General features: G+C 60.0%; 14 protein-coding genes. All 14 read right to left on the reverse strand.

Annotated elements, in window-relative coordinates:
• Nucleotides 1-157 precede the first annotated feature (157 nt).
• Nucleotides 158-1,636 carry a family 16 glycosylhydrolase gene (locus AB4N43_RS28650; RefSeq protein WP_027924676.1) on the reverse strand — a complete coding sequence of 493 codons (1,479 nt, stop codon included), beginning with the start codon at nt 1,634-1,636 and terminating at the stop codon, nt 158-160.
• Between the two features lie 28 nt (nt 1,637-1,664).
• The gene (gene galE, locus AB4N43_RS28655; RefSeq protein ID WP_027924675.1) at nt 1,665-2,720 is read right to left on the reverse strand and encodes a UDP-glucose 4-epimerase GalE; all 1,056 of its coding nucleotides are present in this window, start codon (nt 2,718-2,720) and stop codon (nt 1,665-1,667) included.
• A gap of 29 nt (nt 2,721-2,749) precedes the next feature.
• On the reverse strand, nt 2,750-4,168 hold the full coding sequence (locus AB4N43_RS28660; RefSeq protein ID WP_460152478.1) for an oligosaccharide flippase family protein: 1,419 nt from the start codon (nt 4,166-4,168) through the stop codon (nt 2,750-2,752).
• Between the two features lie 13 nt (nt 4,169-4,181).
• Complete coding sequence (locus AB4N43_RS28665; protein WP_027924673.1) at nt 4,182-5,135, reverse strand: glycosyltransferase family 2 protein; 954 nt, start codon at nt 5,133-5,135, stop codon at nt 4,182-4,184.
• 16 nt (nt 5,136-5,151) lie between these two features.
• Complete coding sequence (locus AB4N43_RS28670) at nt 5,152-6,465, reverse strand: O-antigen ligase family protein (protein ID WP_460152480.1); 1,314 nt, start codon at nt 6,463-6,465, stop codon at nt 5,152-5,154.
• The gene (locus tag AB4N43_RS28675; RefSeq protein ID WP_027924671.1) at nt 6,462-7,574 is read right to left on the reverse strand and encodes a glycosyltransferase; all 1,113 of its coding nucleotides are present in this window, start codon (nt 7,572-7,574) and stop codon (nt 6,462-6,464) included. Before AB4N43_RS28675 ends, AB4N43_RS28670 begins: the two co-directional genes overlap by 4 nt.
• Complete coding sequence (locus AB4N43_RS28680) at nt 7,571-8,653, reverse strand: glycosyltransferase (RefSeq protein ID WP_027924670.1); 1,083 nt, start codon at nt 8,651-8,653, stop codon at nt 7,571-7,573. Before AB4N43_RS28680 ends, AB4N43_RS28675 begins: the two co-directional genes overlap by 4 nt.
• A gap of 2 nt (nt 8,654-8,655) precedes the next feature.
• Entirely contained in the window at nt 8,656-9,360 is a 705-nt protein-coding gene (locus AB4N43_RS28685; protein WP_194940272.1) for a WecB/TagA/CpsF family glycosyltransferase, read from the reverse strand.
• A gap of 12 nt (nt 9,361-9,372) precedes the next feature.
• Entirely contained in the window at nt 9,373-10,713 is a 1,341-nt protein-coding gene (locus tag AB4N43_RS28690; protein ID WP_027924668.1) for a UDP-glucose dehydrogenase family protein, read from the reverse strand.
• Nucleotides 10,714-10,743: 30 nt separating this feature from the next.
• Nucleotides 10,744-12,135, reverse strand: a complete 1,392-nt coding sequence (locus AB4N43_RS28695) for an undecaprenyl-phosphate glucose phosphotransferase (protein WP_460152484.1) — start codon at nt 12,133-12,135, stop codon at nt 10,744-10,746.
• 147 nt (nt 12,136-12,282) lie between these two features.
• Nucleotides 12,283-14,595 (reverse strand): GumC family protein, encoded by a 2,313-nt coding sequence (locus AB4N43_RS28700; RefSeq protein ID WP_027924666.1) that lies wholly within the window; start codon nt 14,593-14,595, stop codon nt 12,283-12,285.
• A 2-nt stretch (nt 14,596-14,597) separates the two neighbouring features.
• Entirely contained in the window at nt 14,598-15,131 is a 534-nt protein-coding gene (locus AB4N43_RS28705; protein WP_027924665.1) for a polysaccharide biosynthesis/export family protein, read from the reverse strand.
• A 12-nt stretch (nt 15,132-15,143) separates the two neighbouring features.
• On the reverse strand, nt 15,144-16,304 hold the full coding sequence (locus AB4N43_RS28710; protein ID WP_027924664.1) for an outer membrane beta-barrel protein: 1,161 nt from the start codon (nt 16,302-16,304) through the stop codon (nt 15,144-15,146).
• Between the two features lie 38 nt (nt 16,305-16,342).
• On the reverse strand, nt 16,343-16,879 hold the full coding sequence (gene rfaH, locus AB4N43_RS28715; protein ID WP_460152487.1) for a transcription/translation regulatory transformer protein RfaH: 537 nt from the start codon (nt 16,877-16,879) through the stop codon (nt 16,343-16,345).
• Nucleotides 16,880-17,270: the final 391 nt, after the last annotated feature.

Consider the following 17,270-nt stretch of genomic DNA (forward strand, 5'->3'; position numbering starts at 1 on the left):
GACTGACGTCCCTGTCGATTGAACGCTGACCCAGTGCGGCCGTGCGCGGGAATGATCGGGCGTGCGGACGGGCTGGAATTCTGTCGACTCGACTGCTCGATCGAAAGTTCAGGGCTAATCGGAGGCACCTGACGGGCTGATCCATGATTGAGAAACGCTACTGGCTGCGTTGCCACACCTTGACGTAATCGACCCTGAAGGTAGAGGGCAAGTCAGCATCGTCGACCACGCCGAACCATTGCCACATGGCCTCACTGTCGAAGACGATCTGCATCGGAAAGAAGAAATTGGCATTTTTCGATTCCCGGACCAGCACGCCATCGACGTACCAGCGCAGGCTGTCGGGCTGCCAGTCGAAGCCGTAGACATGAAACGTACTCGCCAGGCGCCAGGGGCTGACCCAGTTGCTGCCGTTGGCGATATGCTCGGTGCTTTGCGGGGTGGCCCATACGTGGGCGTTCATGTTGTACAGCCGGTCGAAGGCCGCGTTTTTGGTCTTGCCGCCGATTTCGAAGATGTCGATTTCGGTGGCGTTGTCTTCCATACCGGTCCAGGCCAGCCAGAAGGCGCTGGAACCTGCCGAGTCCATGGGTTTGGCGCGTGCCTCGTAGTAACCGTAAAAACCGCGGTCGACCGTGCGCACCATGGCGGAGGAATAGTCCTTGAAACCCAGGTCCACGTACTTCTGTGGCAAGGCTTCCTTGCGAAAGACGATGTTCAGGTTGCCGTTGGCCACGAACGCATTGGCCGGCTTGAACAGTGCCGGCTTGCGGCCCAGGGATTCATTCCCCTGGGCATTGTTGACGTGCCAGCGCACGGGGTCGAGAACGTCGCCATTGAAGTCATCGGACAGGTTGCCGTCGAATATCCAGTTGCCAGCATTGGCCTGATCGGACAGGGGCAAGCTGGCGTCGAGGGGTTTTGGCAACGTGCCCAACGGTCCGACCCGGGTCCAGGTATCAGCCTGCCTGGGAACGGCAATCGACCATTTGTTCGCCAGGTATTGATACGCCTCCTGTTGCTGCGCAAGGGAGGCGAACGGGCGGTCGTACACCAGCACTTCCGCGATATCGCCTTTGAAATTATCGGCGTTACCGACTACGTTGCGCCCGACCGCGTAGGGGCCGATGGGCACGTCCTGAAGTTCGAGGACGGAAAAGGTCGGCGCGTAGGCGTCTGCCTGTCGCAGGCTGATGGCGAAGTTCGGCAGCACATTGTCGTTATCGACGCTGTTCGGGCGCGAGCTGAACAGCCGCTGCCACGGGTCTGCCGGAGTCTGTTCGGGCTGCCGGCGGGAGACGATCAGCAGGGTTGCCGGGCCCTTGTCGGCGCGGATGGTTTTGCCCAGCAACGCCGAAGCGCCAGTGAAACGCACCACCGCGTTTCCGTTCAGGGCGTTGGCCACGCGCTGCGGACGCGAGGACGCAATGGCATCGTCGACCGTGGCGTGGTTGGATTTGCCGGACTTGTCGTTCCAGTGCTCGAGGCGGTCCTGAGCATCGATACTCATGCTCGACGCATCGGCCGCGTCCAGCCACAGCACCAGCCCGGCGGCGGGCGGACGGGAGGGCGCTGGCGCGGCGCTGCACGCCAGCGAAACCGACAACAGCAGTACCCACAGACAGTCTCTGAGCATGTGTTTTCCTTGCCGTTGGAACGACGGCTTACTTCACCGCCGTCAATGCCGGGACGTCGAATGAGGATTGATAGCCCTGCGGATTGCACGACTGCCAACGCCAGGAATCCTCCATCATCTGATCCAGATTGCGTTGCGCGCTCCAGCCCAGATCCCGTCCAGCCCGGCTCGGGTCGGCCCAGCATTGGGCGATATCTCCGGGGCGGCGCGGGGCGATGCGGTACGGAATGGCAATGCCGGTCACGTCTTCGAAACTGTGGATGATCTGGAGCACGCTGTAGCCGATGCCGGTGCCGAGGTTCCAGCAGTGAATGCCGCCCATGTCTTGCAATACCTGCAGCGCTTTGAGGTGACCATTGGCCAGGTCGACCACATGGATGTAGTCGCGCACGCACGTGCCGTCCACGGTGGGATAGTCGCTGCCGTACACCGTGAGTTCGGGCATCCGTCCAATCGCGACCTGCGTCAGGCACGGCAACAGGTTGTTGGGTCGGCCCTTGGGATCTTCGCCGAGCATCCCGCTTTCGTGCGCGCCAATCGGGTTGAAGTAGCGTAGCAAGGCGATGTTCCAGCGCGAATCGGAGTGGCACAGGTCGGTCAGCAGCTCTTCGATCATCAGCTTGGTCCGGCCGTAGGGATTGACCGGTTTGCCTGTGCCGAGGTCTTCGGCAATCGGTATTTGCGTGGGGTCGCCATACACCGTGGCCGACGAGCTGAACACCAGGTTGAACACTTCATGGCGCAGCATCGCCTGGCACAGATTGAGCGTCCCGGCGACGTTGTTGGCGTAATAGTCCAGTGGCTTTCGGACGCTTTCTTCCACGGATTTGAGACTCGCAAAATGCACCACGGCGTCGATGTCGTAACGACTGAAAATCTGCTCGAGCAAGATCGGGTCGCCCATGTCGCCATTGATGAAATCAACTCGGGTGTGGGTCAGTAGCTCAAGGCGCGCGATGCACTCTCGGCAGCTGTTGCACAGGTTGTCGAGTATCAGCACACGGTGTCCGGCGTTGATGAGTGCCAGGGCGGTATGCGAGCCGATGTAGCCCGCTCCGCCGGTGATCAGCGTAGTTTTGCGCATGGTGAGGTGTTCCTGTTTTGGGACTGAATTCAGCGGGCGGTGAATACCGATTTGAATTCTTGCGGCCAGCGCGGGTGCATGAGGCTATACGCCACGGCATAGCTCAGCGCGCCGGCCACGATGCTGCAGATCAGGTGCAAGTAACCTTCGAAACCCGATCGAGAAGAAACAAGGAGAACGATCGCGGCCATGACGAGCGAGGCAATCACACTGCGATAGTTGGTGTCGAAAAACAGCCGCCAGCCATAGCCGATGGCGCTGTTCAAGCCACGGATCTGCAACGGCGTGATGATCACCATCCGGGCCAGTAATGCCAGGGCGGCGGCCATGCCGCCATAGAGACTGCCGAAGCCATAGACCAGCGCCAGTGCCAGTACGGTGGTTGCCACTTCGGCCTTGATGGTCAGGTGACTGCGATTGACCGCGACCAGCGCGGTGGTGGCGTACATGGCGACATTGCCAATGGCTGCCGTGCACGCCAGCACCTGCAACAGGGGAATGGCCTCGGTCCATTTGGCGCCGAAGATCAACAGGATCACGTCGTGCGCGGTGAGTGCGATGCCGATGAACAAGGGCGTCAGCAGGAAACCGCTGACGGCGGTCGAATCACCGATGATCGCGCGCAACCGTGATGGATCGGCGCTGCGCCGGGCGAACACCGGCAGCGCGTAGCTCAGCAGGCCGTTGTAAATCGCCGTGCGTGGCAGCTCAATGATGCGCATTGCCATGTTGAACATGCCGACCGCGTTGGCGCCGGCCGTCATGCCCAGCACCACATTGACCCCGCGCTGCAGCGTTTGCGAACTCAGTGCGTTGACGGCTACCGGTGCACCGGCCTTCAACAGTTCGCGCAAGAACGGGCCGTCAATATGAAAGGCAATGCGTCGCGGGTCGGCGCGCATCAATACGATGATGGACACGAACTCCATGATCAGTGCCTGGGCAATGACCGCCCAGGCCCCCAACCCCAAAAGCGCGACAGCGACGCCGCCGACGCCACCACACACTTTGCCCAGCAGTGTGCGCGACGCCAACGTCTTGAAGTCGCCGCTACGGCGCATTTGCGCCACATAGACTCGCGCCATCATGGTGAACAGGATTTTCACCGAGGCCACCGCCGTCATCCATTGCAGCACCGGGTCGGGCGTATACAGAACTGCCGCCCCCGAGATGATGACGATGGACACCAGGCTGACGAGTACCGCCGCCCAGAAGGCCGTGGAGATGTGGTTGTCCTCCAGCCGTTCGAGTCGCACCAGCGGGTCTTCCAGTACCGATGAATACACCAGGCCGATCAACTCGACGATGGCAATGATCACCGTGCCCACACCCAGCTCGGCGGGCGACAGCAGCCGGGCATACACGACAAAGGTAATCATCGACAGGAAGATCAGGCCGAATTTCTCGGTGAAGATCCAGATCAATGTCATCAGGCGATGATTGGCCATGGCGGATACCGGTTCAATGAGCGGTGGTTGACGCCGTTGCCTTGCGCCATGAGCGGGCGCAGGCATTGAGGTAGCGCAAGGTTGGTTTGCCGCTGGCGAAGATCAGCGTTTGCCAGGAATAGTCCAGCATTCGCCGGTAGACGCCGATCACGTCGGCATACTCGCCTTTGCGGGAAAAGGCATTGAGAAAGTCAGTGTGGTTGCCCAGCACGAAATCGATCCGTTGCTGCTTGGTCAACTGCGCGCCGTAGCGGGCGAGGTACACCTCGATGAACCTGATTTTGTTCGGGTAGTACTTCTTCGGTTGCGCGGTCATGTTGTTGCCATTGACCGTGCGCTCCAGCAGCACCTGCGGCACCGTGTGGATCTCCCAGTGTTCGGCGATCCGGGTCCACATGAAGCGGTCTTCGGAGTAACGCAGGCTGGCATCGAAGCCGCCGTATTGCATGATCACGTCGCGCTTGACCAGCGCGGTGGATACGCCATTGAGGACGTTGGCGTGGATGAAATCGTAGAAATGCCGGCCGTTCTTGCGCAGATTGTCCAGTTGCCGCCTGCCGTCGCTGTAATTGACCTGCGTGTAGCAGTCGATCAGCCCCACCGGCCGGCCTTGACGACTGAGTTCGTCATACAGGGCCAGTTGCAGCTCCAGCTTTTGCGGACGGAACTGATCATCGGCATCGAGAAACGCGACAAACGTCTCTTCAGAATGCCGCAGACCGTGGTTGCGCGCGCTGGCCTGGCCTTCGTTGGCCTGGTGCAGCAGCGTCAGGCGAAACGGCGCCGCGAAGGCTTTGACCCGTTGTGGCCCGTCATCGGAGGAACCGTCGTCGACGACGATGACGTGGTCGGGCAGTCGGGTTTGCCCGGCCAGGGACGTCAGCGTTTGCTCAATGCTGTCGGCGCCGTTGTACATCGGGATCACGACACACACTGAATGCGGTAAAGACGGGGTTTGGTCTGACACGGGTGATTCTCCTTTTTTACGCGTTGGCTGAATCGCGCGGGAATGCTTGGCCAGATGGACGCTGACGCACGGGTGACGGTGACAACTCGGGACAGGTCGCGTGGTGATGCCGGAAGGACAGGGCCAGGGTGCAGAACACCAGGAACTCGGCGGAGCGGTAGTTGGGAATCACGTACGCCACGTAGTTGGTGACGATGAACAGACCGATGATCACCAAGGCGCTGGCGCGAAACTGCGCAGACTGGTTCGCCGTCACGGCCCGGTACTGTTTAAGCAGCGCTTCAGCGAGCAGCAGAGCCAGCGCGGCCAGCTGGATGATGCCGCCATTGAGCAGTGTCTCCATGTAGCCGCTGTGGGCGTTGCCGATGTACCCCCAACGCTTGATGAACGCGGCAGCATCAGGGCTCGACCAGAAGGCGCCGAAGCCGTAGCCCTTGAGGTACTGATCGTCGACAAACGGCCCGAGCAGCTCCCAGATCATCGTGCGGTCGGTGAGTGACGGGTCGCGACCGGCCATTTCCAGGACCACCGCAAAGTTGCTGTAGAGAAACAGGCAGCCCAGCAGGTAGACGAGGGTGCAGCCGAGGAACAACAGCTGCGATCGGTTCATGCGCAGACGGATCAGCGTCAGGAAATACCAGTAGCTGATGGTGCCGGCAACGACCAGCACCACACCGGTCGCAGATTGGGCGAGCAGGATCGCAATCAGCGAGAAGAACGAACAGAACAGTGCCCAGCGGTTGCGCTGACGAATCATCGGCAGCAGCAACAGGATCGCGATGGCGTTGATCCGTGCGCCGGCATTCTTCTCCATGAAAATCCCCTTGAACGCGCCTTCGCGAATGCCGCCGGAAACGAACGCGGCACTGGGCATCACCAGCGCCAGGATCAAGCCGATCAACGCCGCCGCGCCAATGGCGCAGCCGAGCATGAAGGTGATTTTTTCGAGGCTGTAGTTGTAGGCAATGAAGCCTGCAAAAAACACCACGCTGATCATCGCGACAAACCGCTTGAGGCTCAGCATCGGGTCGAAGGACCAGCCGATGGAGGCGATCACGCAGAGCATGAACAGCAGCAGAAAGAAGTTGCCCCGGTAAAAGCTTTTACTGAGGAACACCTTGTTGCGGATGAAGAAAAACAACGGCACCAGCAGCGTGATCAAACCGCAGACCTGGTTGGTCACGTTGCCTTCGAGGTCTTTGTCGATGTCGTCGAAACTCGAGGCGCTGCCCAAACCAAGGACAAAGGAAATCACCTGGATGTAAAACAGCACGCCGAACAAGGTGAAACCGTCACGCAGGGTGGAATAGCGGATCTCCAGTCTGTTCATGGCGAGGGGCTCCCGAGCAGGGCGGTGAGGTAGGTTTTCACCGCGCTGGCGTTCATGAACCGGGCCGCCGCATCGAGGCGGGCCTGGCGGTGTACATCGCGTGGAGTGGTGAGTTGCAGGGCAATCGCCTGCGACAGGGCAATCGGGTCGTCGACCGCCACGAGGGGGGCGACGACGCCATTGATCAGGATGTCTTGCGGGCCATGGGGGCACCGGGTCGAGACCACCCGCGTGCCGGTGGACAAAGCTTCGACCAGCGCGTTGGGGCTGCCTTCGAAACGCGACGACAACACGAAGCAATCGGCCGCGGCCACTTCCGCCATCGGGTCATGGGTGTAACCCGGCAGGTCGACCCGATGCTCCACACCCAGTTTGCGTGCCTGCGCCAGCAAACGATCGCGCAGTACGCCTTCGCCAAAAATGATCAGGCGCGCACTGCGATTGGGCAGCGCGGCGAACGCGGTGATCAAGGTGTCGAAACCTTTTTGCGGCGCCAGGCGGCCCACGGCGACAATGACCGGGCTCGACGCTTCCAGCAGCCAGCGGTGGCTGGGCGGGCGTGGCGGTTTGTCGCGAAAGTCGTTGTCGAGCACCGGGTTGTCGGCAATGGTCACGTCCTGTCGGCGCGCAATAGTCGTGTCGATCAGGTCCTGGGCGACGCCTCGCGACACGCAAATCACCGGGTTGGGAATCAGTCGATACAGCAGCGGCGCTACGCGGTAGGCGATCCGTACCATGAGGTCGGGGTTGACGTGCTTGTCGTGAGAAAACGCATTGCGCTCGCTGACGTGCAACCGGGCCAGCGTCCCCGACAGCGCGGCGGCAACGATGGCCACCACGTTGACGTGAGTCAGCGCTGCCAGTTGTGCGTCGAAACGGTTTTGCCGAAGGAAGCGCGCCAGCGCCGGCACCGCCCTTGAACTGCGCGGGCTGCCCAGTTCAACCTTTTTTACTCGGGGGTCGAGGTTTGCCACGTTGAGGCCGCCGCCAGTGAGCATCAGCAGGGTCACGTCGTTGCCCGCGTCCACCAGCGCACCGGCCAGGCGCGTCATCATTTTTTCCGCCCCGCCTGCGCTGAGGTCGTGGAGGATAATCAGCAGCTTTTTCATTGGTTCCATACCTGGTAATACGCCTGCGCGGCGTCCTGGCTGGTGTACTGGCGGATCGCGTCACTGATCATTTCCCCGTTGATCGCCACCTGACCCTGCAAAAACAGGCTTTGCAGCATGCCTTCGGCCAACGCCGGTACGTCGTTGACGTTGACCAGTTGGCCGAGTCGGCCGTGGTCCAGCAGTTCCCGAGGCCCGGTCTCGCAGTCGCACGCCAGCACCGGCGTACCCAGCGCCAGGGCTTCGATCAGCACGGTCGGCATGCCTTCGTGCAGCGAGCTGAGAATGAACAGTCGAGCCTGTTTGAGCAGGGGATAGGGGTTGCTCAGGAACCCGGTGAAATGCACCCGGTGCGCGATGCCCAGGCGGTTTGCCTGAATGATCAGCGCTTCGCGCAACGGACCGTCACCCGCAATCACCAGGTCCGGCACTGCCTCGCTTTGCAGGGCCATGGCGTAGGCGTCGAGCAGGAGGTTAAAGCCTTTGGGTTCGACCAACCGGCCCAGGCCCAGCCAGTAATTGCGCGGAACTTCGGTGGGCAACGGACCCTTGGCGGCGCGCAGGAGCTGGTCGGTGATGACCGCGTTGGGGCAATAGCGGATGCGCTGCCGCCCCCACGGCATCATCTCGGCCAGGGATTGGCGCAGCGCGGTGGACACCGCCACCACCTTGCCGCTGCCACACAGGTACAGCGCGTAGAGCAGGCGCAGGCTGGTGGGGCCGGTTTTCTGTTCCGAGCAATCGAATGATGCGTGACGGCTATAGATCACCTTGCAGGAGCTGCCGAGGGTGGCGAACCACGTGCACAGGTTGGCCTGCTCCTTGGCGGAAATGAGATGGGTGATGCCTTCGCGGTGAATCAGCCGGCGTAACTGGACGATCGATTTGAGCATCCCCCAAAGACCGCTGCCATCGCCGTCATTAAGACTTCGCACGCCTTCAGTGTCGGGCGTGTCGCCGTTGATGACGAAGAAGCTCACATGTTGGCCGTCCTTGAGAAACTGCTCGGACAAGCGCTGCTGAACGCGCTCGACACCGCCGCCCGAAGTGAAATCCTTGAGGATGAACAGAATGTGCATGGTCATTCCCCGACACTGATGGTGACTTCGTGCCGAACGACCATCCCCAGCAGTTGCAGGAAATTGCTCGGGTAGTCGACGAGGTAGCGCTTGATGGTGTGCGGCTCGCGGTACATGCGATAGAACGCGCGCAGGTGCAGGCGGTTGATCACCGCCGGGTAGTAGTGACGCGTGGCCATGGCCTCCTGGCGAATGAACCCGCCACAGGTAAAGGCAACACCGCGAAACCCGGAGCGCTGCGCGTCCTGCTCGAACTTTTCTTGCAGTCCGGCACCGAGGCCGACGATCAGGATGTTCGCTCCGCTGCGGCAGATCTCGGCCTGAATGCCCTCGGCCTGCGCTGCATCGAAATAGCCGTTGTGATACCCGGCGATGATCAGTTGCGGATAGCGCGCCTTGATCTTGCTGATGAACAACTCGAGTTCGTCCTGCCGGGCACCGACGAAATACACCCGTTTGCCCTGTTGCTCGGCGCTACCCAGCACCGGATGAGCGATGGAAGTGAAGTCGAAACTGACCCGGCCGACGTTGCGCCCGGTGACCCGCGACATGAACGCCGACATCAGCATGCCGTCGCAAAAGTAGGCAACGGTGCCCGGGGTGTGTTTGATCAGGCTGCCGATGGACGCGAAATTAATGAAGGAATACGCCTGGCTGGCATCCAGCAACGTCGGTGAGTATTGCCTGACGATTTTCAGCGTGATCATGGCCTGACCCCCTCAGATTGCGGCGTGGGTCTGGCGACCCACGGACACGTAGGTGAAGCCACGCTTGCTCAAGCGCTGCGGATCGAACAGGTTGCGTCCGTCGAAAATCAGCGGTTGCTTGAGCTGTTGGCTGATCAGGTCGAAGTCCGGCGCGCGGAACGCTTGCCACTCGGTGACGATGATCAAGGCGTCGGCATTTTTCAGCGCCGCTTCCTTGGTGCCCGCCAGGGTCAGGTCGTCGCGCGAGCCGTAAATGCGCTGGGTTTCCTCCATGGCTTTCGGGTCGTAGGCCTGGACGCTCGCGCCGGCGTGCCACAAGGCTTCCATCAGGACCCGGCTGGGGGCTTCGCGCATGTCGTCGGTGTTGGGTTTGAAGCTCAAGCCCCACAGGGCGAAAGTCTTGCCGCGCAGGGCGCCGTCGAAGTGATCGGAAATCTTGCTGTAGAGGGTGGTTTTCTGCTCGTTGTTGCGCGACTCCACGGCCTTGAGCACCCGCGCATCGATGTCGACACGGGTGGCGGCGTGAATCAGCGCCTTCACGTCCTTGGGGAAACACGAGCCGCCGTAGCCGAGGCCGGGGTAGATAAATTGATAACCAATGCGCGGATCGGACCCGATTCCGTGGCGGACCATTTCGATGTCTGCGCCGAGCTTTTCGGCGATGTTGGCCATTTCGTTCATGAAGCTGATCTTGGTCGCCAACATGCAGTTGGCCGCGTACTTGGTCAGCTCGGCGCTGCGAATGTCCATGACAATGATTTTTTCGCGGTTGCGATTGAACGGTTCGTACAGTTCACGCATGACCTCTTCGGCGTGCGGGCTGTCGGTGCCGATGACGATCCGGTCCGGGCGCATGCAGTCCTCTACCGCACAACCTTCCTTGAGAAACTCCGGATTGGAGACCACATCGAAGGTCAGGTGGCTGCGACCGTTGTCGGCCAGCACCTGCTCGATGCGTGCACGTACCAGGTCGCCAGTGCCGACGGGGACGGTGGATTTATCGACGATGATCTGGTGACGATCCATGTGCTGCGCGATGGTTTGCGCCACGCTCAACACGTATTGAAGGTCTGCCGAACCGTCTTCGTCAGGCGGCGTGCCGACGGCGATCAACAACACATCGCCATGCTGCACGGCGCTGGCCAGGTCGGTGCCGAACTGCAGGCGGCCGCTCTGGTAATTGTCGCGCACCAGGGCTTCCAAACCGGGCTCGTAGATCGGCAAGGTGCCGTCCTTGAGGGCATCGACCTTGGTGGCGTCGACATCCACGCACATCACGCTATGGCCGACTTCTGCCAGCGCGGCGCCCTGGACCAGGCCCACATAACCTATACCGAATACGCTCACATTCATGATCAAACCTCGGGGAGTCGAAGCAGGGCGTCAGTAGATGTTTTTCGAGAACAACGTGAAGGGCGTCTTGATCAGAATCTTGATGTCCAGCCACAGTGACCATTGGTTGATGTAGTTGAGGTCCTGGGCCACGCGCAGCTGCATCTTTTCCACGGTCTCGGTCTCGCCGCGATGCCCGGTGACCTGGGCCAGCCCGGTAATCCCAGGCTTTAGGCGATGACGGGCCATGTAGGCGCGGACTTTGCCGGTGTAGTAAATGTTGTGGGTGACGGCATGCGGGCGGGGGCCGACGAGGGCCATCTGGCCGAACAGCACGTTGAACAGCTGCGGCAATTCGTCGATGGAACTGCGGCGCAGGAAGCGTCCGACCGGCGTGACGCGATCGTCTTCGCGGGTGGCCTGGCGCACCTCGCGGTCGTCATGGACGCGCATTGAGCGAAACTTCCAGACCTTGATCACTTCGCCGTTGCAGCCGTGGCGGTTTTGCTTGAACAGCACCGGCCCTGGCGAGCTCAACTTGACGGCGGCCGCGACCACCAACAGCAACGGGCTGATCACAATCAGGGCCGTGGCCGCCAGGCTGCGTTCGAACAGGTCCTTGCAAAACAGGCTGGCGGGGTGCGAGCTGATCAGGCTTTCGTTGAGGTAGATCGCCGGCATTCGTTCGATTTCCGAGATCGAATGATTGAGCAGCACCATGCTGCTGAAATCCGGGATCCAGACCACGTCGACGTTCATGTCCAGCAGGTCGATGTACAGCGCTTCAATGGTTGCGGCATGCGCCATCGTCAGGACGATATAGACGCGCCGCACGGCCAGGCGAGTGATGATCTCGCGAATGGCGTCGACCCGGCCCAGCAGCGGCAGAATGCTCGGCGCCGGGCCACTGTCGTCGGCGGCGGCGATGAACCCCAGGACCAGCGCGCGGTTCGGCCGGGAGAGTTTTTTCGCCAGCTCATGGGCGGTCGGACAGGTGCCGATGATCACTGACCGGCGTTCCTTGCAGACCATGCGCGCGTGCAACCGGGCGAAGTAATGCAGGGGCAGGAAACTCAGCGCCTGAACCAGAAACCCCAACACCGCCCAAACCATGATGACTTGTCGCGAGTACGTCGCACTGGTTTGGGTGATGAAGGCGATGGCCGCCAGCACGGCCAGCAGGATCAGCCAGCCGGCCAGCAATCGACCGAGCCCGACCAGCAAGCCATGACGCTTGTGGTAGACCTGCATCAGGCTGTAGATCGGCACCGAGCCGAGCACGGTCAGAATGATCAGAATCCGGTAATCGCTGGTCAGGTTGCCGACGCGCCACAGTACCAGCAGCATCAGCAGCCCGATGGTCAGCGTCATTGCGCAGACCCAATGTCCCCAGAACGTCAGGCCTCGGCGGTGAGTCAGGTGAGCGGTATAGAGCGGTGTCATGGGCTTGACCTCAAGGCAGAAGTAAATGCACCAGCACAAAACGGGCGGACACGGCGTGGCTCCCGCAGGCTTTTCCGTTGCTCGGCAGAGGTGAAGCAGCTGTTTTTGTATTGGCAGAGGTGACGCGTTGGCTAGGTCGCCCCGGTGTTAACGGGGCGCGAAGTCGTAGTTATAAAACGTGCGGGAGTGGTTGTAGCCATACTTGCGCGCCTTGCGCAGGTCGACCTGGTTGAGCACGGTACCGAACACCGGTACGTGGCTTTGTTGCAGCATTGCGATGCCCCTTTGCACCTGACTGATCGGCGTGCTGTCGGCCTTGACCACGTAGATCACGGCGTCCGAATGCTGGGCCAGCAGCAAGGCATCGCTGATCATCTCCGCCGGCGGCGAGTCGATGATGATGTGGCGGTAACGCGACTTCAGTGCTTCGAGCATCCGCGCCATGCGTGGCGAACTGAGCAAGTCCTGGGGCGGAGGCTGGCGTGCCGGGTTGAGCGCGTCGGCGGGAGATGGCAGGCGCGGCGCGGTGAACAGGTCCACCGAGGGCTGCAACATTTTCCCGGCCGGCAGCAAATCCAGGTTGCCCACCGAGACGATGCAGTCTTCGAGCCGAGCCGTGCCCGCAATCACATTCGCCAGCCCGGGGGCGTCCGGCGGGAAGTCGAAGTTCAGCGAAAGGGTCGGCTGGCGCATGTCGGCATCGATCAGCAGCACGCGCTCAAGGGAGGTGAGCGAGCTGGCGAGGTTGTTGGCGATGGTGCTTTTACCCTCACCGGCCACAGTCGAGGTCACCAGCACCACCTGCGACGGCATCTCGCTGCTTTGCAACATCAACCAGGTGCGCAGGTTGCGAATGGTCTCGGAAAAGCGCGGGTTGTCGTTGTCCTCAAACAACCGCGCCAGTTGCCGGCGGCTTTTCTTCATCACCAACGGAACGACGCTGAGCAATGGAATATTGAGCGTGCTCTCGATGGTCTCGTCGGTCTTGAAGGTGTTGCTCAGGCTGTCAAACAGCAGGGCCAGCGCAACGCCAATCAGGGCTGCCAGCAACCCGACAATGCCCACGATCAACGTTTTGCGTGGCTTGCTGGCTTCCATCGGAACAATTGCCGGGTCGACGATGCGCACCTTGGTCGAGTCCATGTCGGCGGTGGCGGCGGTCTCCTTCAAGCGAGTGACGAAGGTTTCGTACAGCGCACGGGTGCTGTCGACTTCACGCTGGAACTCGCGCAACTGAAACTCTTTGCGCGCGATGTCCTGGATCTGCGCCTTGTTGCTGTTGAACGATTGGCGGATCGAGGCTTCGCTGGCCGAGGCGAGCTGATATTGCCGCTCGATCCCGGCGACCACTTGCTGCACCTGCAATTGCAGGGCCGTGGTGGCGGCGCGCAATTCGGACTGTGCGGAAATCAGGCTCGGGTGTTTCGGCCCATAGCGCCCCGACAGCTCATCGACCTTGGCTTGCGCTTTGGCCCGGTCAGCCTGGAATTGCTGGACCAGCGGATTGGACAACACAGCGGGTACACTGGAGAGCCGACTCAGGTCGCCAGTGCTCAACGCCTTGGCCTGACGGTATTCGCTCTCGGCTTCAGCGCGGGTACGGCGGGCGTCGACCATGCGGCTGCCGGTAGCCTCCAGTTCGTTGGCGCTGATGGTGGAGACACCGCCGACATCGACCAGCCCTTGCTCTTCGCGGTAGCCCTGAAGTTTTTTCTCGGCCACGCGCAGGTTGTTGCGCAAATCGACCAGTCGGGTGTTCATCCACGCCGTGGTGGACTGCGAAGATTTTTCGCTGGTGTCGATCTGGCTGTCGGTAAAGCCCTGGGCCAGTGCGTTGGCCGCTGCGGCGGCGAGATCAGGGTCCGGTAGCTCGACTTCGATGTTCAGCAGTTGGCTTTTGCCGACAAACTTGACGGTGGTGTGCAGCATCAGGTTTTGCGTGACCTGATTGAACACGTCTTCCTCGGTTGGCGCGTCCTTCACCGGCAACAGCATGCCCATTCCGGGTATCCACTGATTAAGGTTGAGGTCCGCCAGCCATTTGCGCGGCGTGAACCACGGCGCCGGCTGCTGGCGCGGGTCGGTGATCGGGTTGGTGGTGAGACCGAGTTTTTTCACCGCACGTTCGGCCAGGTCCCGGGATTCCAGGAGAGCCTGCTGGGTCTGCAAGTAGTCAGTAGCGTTGCTGCCTGAATCCTTCACTTGCTGGAAGGACATCAGCGGCGGCGTCTTGTCGTTGAACAGCAACGTGGTGCTGCCGATGTATTGCGGGGTGATCAGCGAGACGGCCACCACCGCCAGGGCAACGCTGAGCACAACCAGCCAGCCGATTTTCCATTTCGCGCGCCAGATCACCCTCCACAGTTTGAGCAGATCAATGGTGTCCCTGTCTTCGCTGTGCTGTTGATACACGTGCGTTTGCAGAGGACGTTCGACGAAGTTGCTAGGGCTGTTGTCCATGATTAGAAAAAGCCTTGTGCAATGGAAATGGTGTCGCCGGGGGCAATTGTGGTGCTGCGCGTCACTTCATCGGTGAGGGTCTGGCCGCTGTCGCCGCGCACGATCGTCACGCGTTTGATCGAGGCGCGCTCGGTGAGGCCACCGCCCAAGGCAATGGCTTTCTCAAGCGTCAGGCCGGGCACGAAGGGGTAACTGCCGGGTTTGGTGACCTCGCCGTTGATGTAGAACGAGCGGTATTCGATCTGGCTCAGGCTGACTTTCGGATCGTTCAGATAGCCCTGTTTTAGCCCGTCGACGATGATCTTTTCGACCTGGTTGGGGGTGAGGCCCTTGGCGGAAATTTCACCGAGGAACGGGTAGGAAAACGTTCCGGCGTCGTTGAGGCGAACCCTTTTAATGCTCAGTTCCGGCTCGCCGAACACGGTGATGCGCAACACGTCGCCCGCCGCCAGTTTGTACTGGGTGCCGGAGTCCGCTGCGTACGTAGTGGGGGCAAATGCCAATGCGAACAACAAGCCAAGAGTGTGTGAGTTCATCGCAAAACCCTCCTAAAGGCTTACGTTGAAGCTGATCGAAACAACGTTGCGGGTGTAGCTTTCATCTTCGGCGTCCGAATTGTTATCCCGGTAGCGATAGCCGAGTTCGATATCCAGCCATCGGCGCATGGCGTATCTCAGGGCCAGGTTGTAATCCTGAAGATTGTCCGTGCGGCTTTCGCCTTCGTAGACATATCGGCCATAACCGGCCTGGGCCACGGTGGTGATGCGTTCGGTCCAGCCGTGGCGCCAACCGACCTGAGTGAAGGTTGATTTGACAGCGTCAGCACCATCGTCGCCCTCGGCAAGGGCCTGGCGGGCGACAAAGGTAAAGGTCGAGTAAGTACGTGGTTTGTATTGCAGATCCACTTGCCAGGTGGGGTTGTCGAGGTCTTTGGATTGGCTGCTGTCGAAATTCTTTTTCTCGTAACCAATGCGCACTTTGCCCGAGGTGCGGGCGGTGAAGTCCCATGTGGCACCGCCCAGGATGGCGTCGGATTTACTGCTGCGCGGGCTGTTGGATTGCAGATAATCGAAGTTCGTGTGGTCGTATTCCAGCAAGCCACGGGTGTTACTGCCAATGCGGTGATACCAGGTGGTGGTCACACCGGCGGTATTACGTTCTTTGTCGTCGTTGACGCCATCGGCATTGGTATAGCGAAGTTCTGCATAGTTGGCGCCGACATCAATCTGGTTATCAGCGCTCTTGGCGCCGTAGGTGTACAGGCCACCCACACGTTTGTTGTTGAGTTTGTCGTTTTCGCCTATGACCGCCGTCGATTCCGTACGCTCCCATTTGCGGTACTCGGCCTCAAGTTTCAGACGGTGTCGGTCGGTGAACTCCATGATGCTGTCGGCCCGCACCCGCTGTGCCGTGTACGAGGCATCGGACTCATCGTGGTATATGTTCTGAGTCGGCTGCCAGATAAGGCGCGTGGCGCTGTTGCGGTCTTCAGCCTTCAGTTCGAAGGAGGGCGCCAACCGAGTGATCATGGAAGATTGTGTGTTGTTTTCCAATTCGCGAAAGTTATCGTCGTAACTTTCTGAGAGCAGGAAAGTTGGAGTGAAGTTGAAGCCGTAAACATCAATGTTTTGTGGGTTGATACTCCATGCCATCCCTGGATAAAGAGAGGCCATGAGCAGTGCAATAGGGCAGCGTGACTTCAAGGCCATTTTTCGTAGCTCCTGACGAAAGCATATAAGGCAAACAATTAGTTATTAAGTTGTATGGGCGTGCTCTGGCGTCCGAGATCACTGCGTGGAACGCAAATAGTTTGATCGCGATTAAGGAACTGCAGCAGGATCATCACACGTTCAGCCCCCTGCGAGGACACGAAAATGCCTTCCAGTGTCGACAGTGGCCCTCGAATGATTTGCAAGTGTTCGCCGGGTTTCAGGTCATGGTCGATGTGCGCATCCGCCGATTCAAAACAGCGCGCGCGCAGATGCTCGATGACGTGCTCTGCCACTGTCGCAGGACCATGATTGAATTCGACAATACGACTGACGCCGCGGGTGGAGCGTAAGGGCGCCCAATTGTCGTTACGGCTGAGGTGGATAAACAGATACCCGGGGAACAGCGATTCCAGCACCCTGTGGCGTTTGCCGCGTATCACGCGCTCGGTCACCAGTTGGGGGTGGAAGATCACATAGTTTTGTTGCAGAAGGTTCAGGTGGGCACGTTCATCCTGACGTGGTTTACATTGCAACAGGTACCAATTAGACCGCTCGGAGCTTAATGCTGGCATGCTGGTAAACTCTGTGAATTGAGAAGTTTAGGCAGGCAGTGGCTCTATTGAGGCCTAGGAAGTGTTAATCGAGCAGATATGTTTTTTTATAGAGTTGCGCAGTTGTGTATCAATAATGAATCACAAAACGCATCACGAAAGGGCACAAGCCAATGACGTGACGCTATACCGTGCAACATATCAGGCATAAGCCTGAGTCAACTTCGCTTTGGGCAAAGCTACCGCACGGTCCGCACAAGGGACCCACATAAAAACTAATTCGGTAGGAGACTAAGGATCAGAGGCTAAACAGACAGTCCGCACTCGCACAACTGTTCCAATAGACCGGTGTAGTTATCGACCACTCTAAGCGAGCTGTCAAACGTTCCTCGTCAAAAAGCACGCCTTTTAT

It is taken from the genome of Pseudomonas sp. S2_B07, assembly GCF_054668435.1.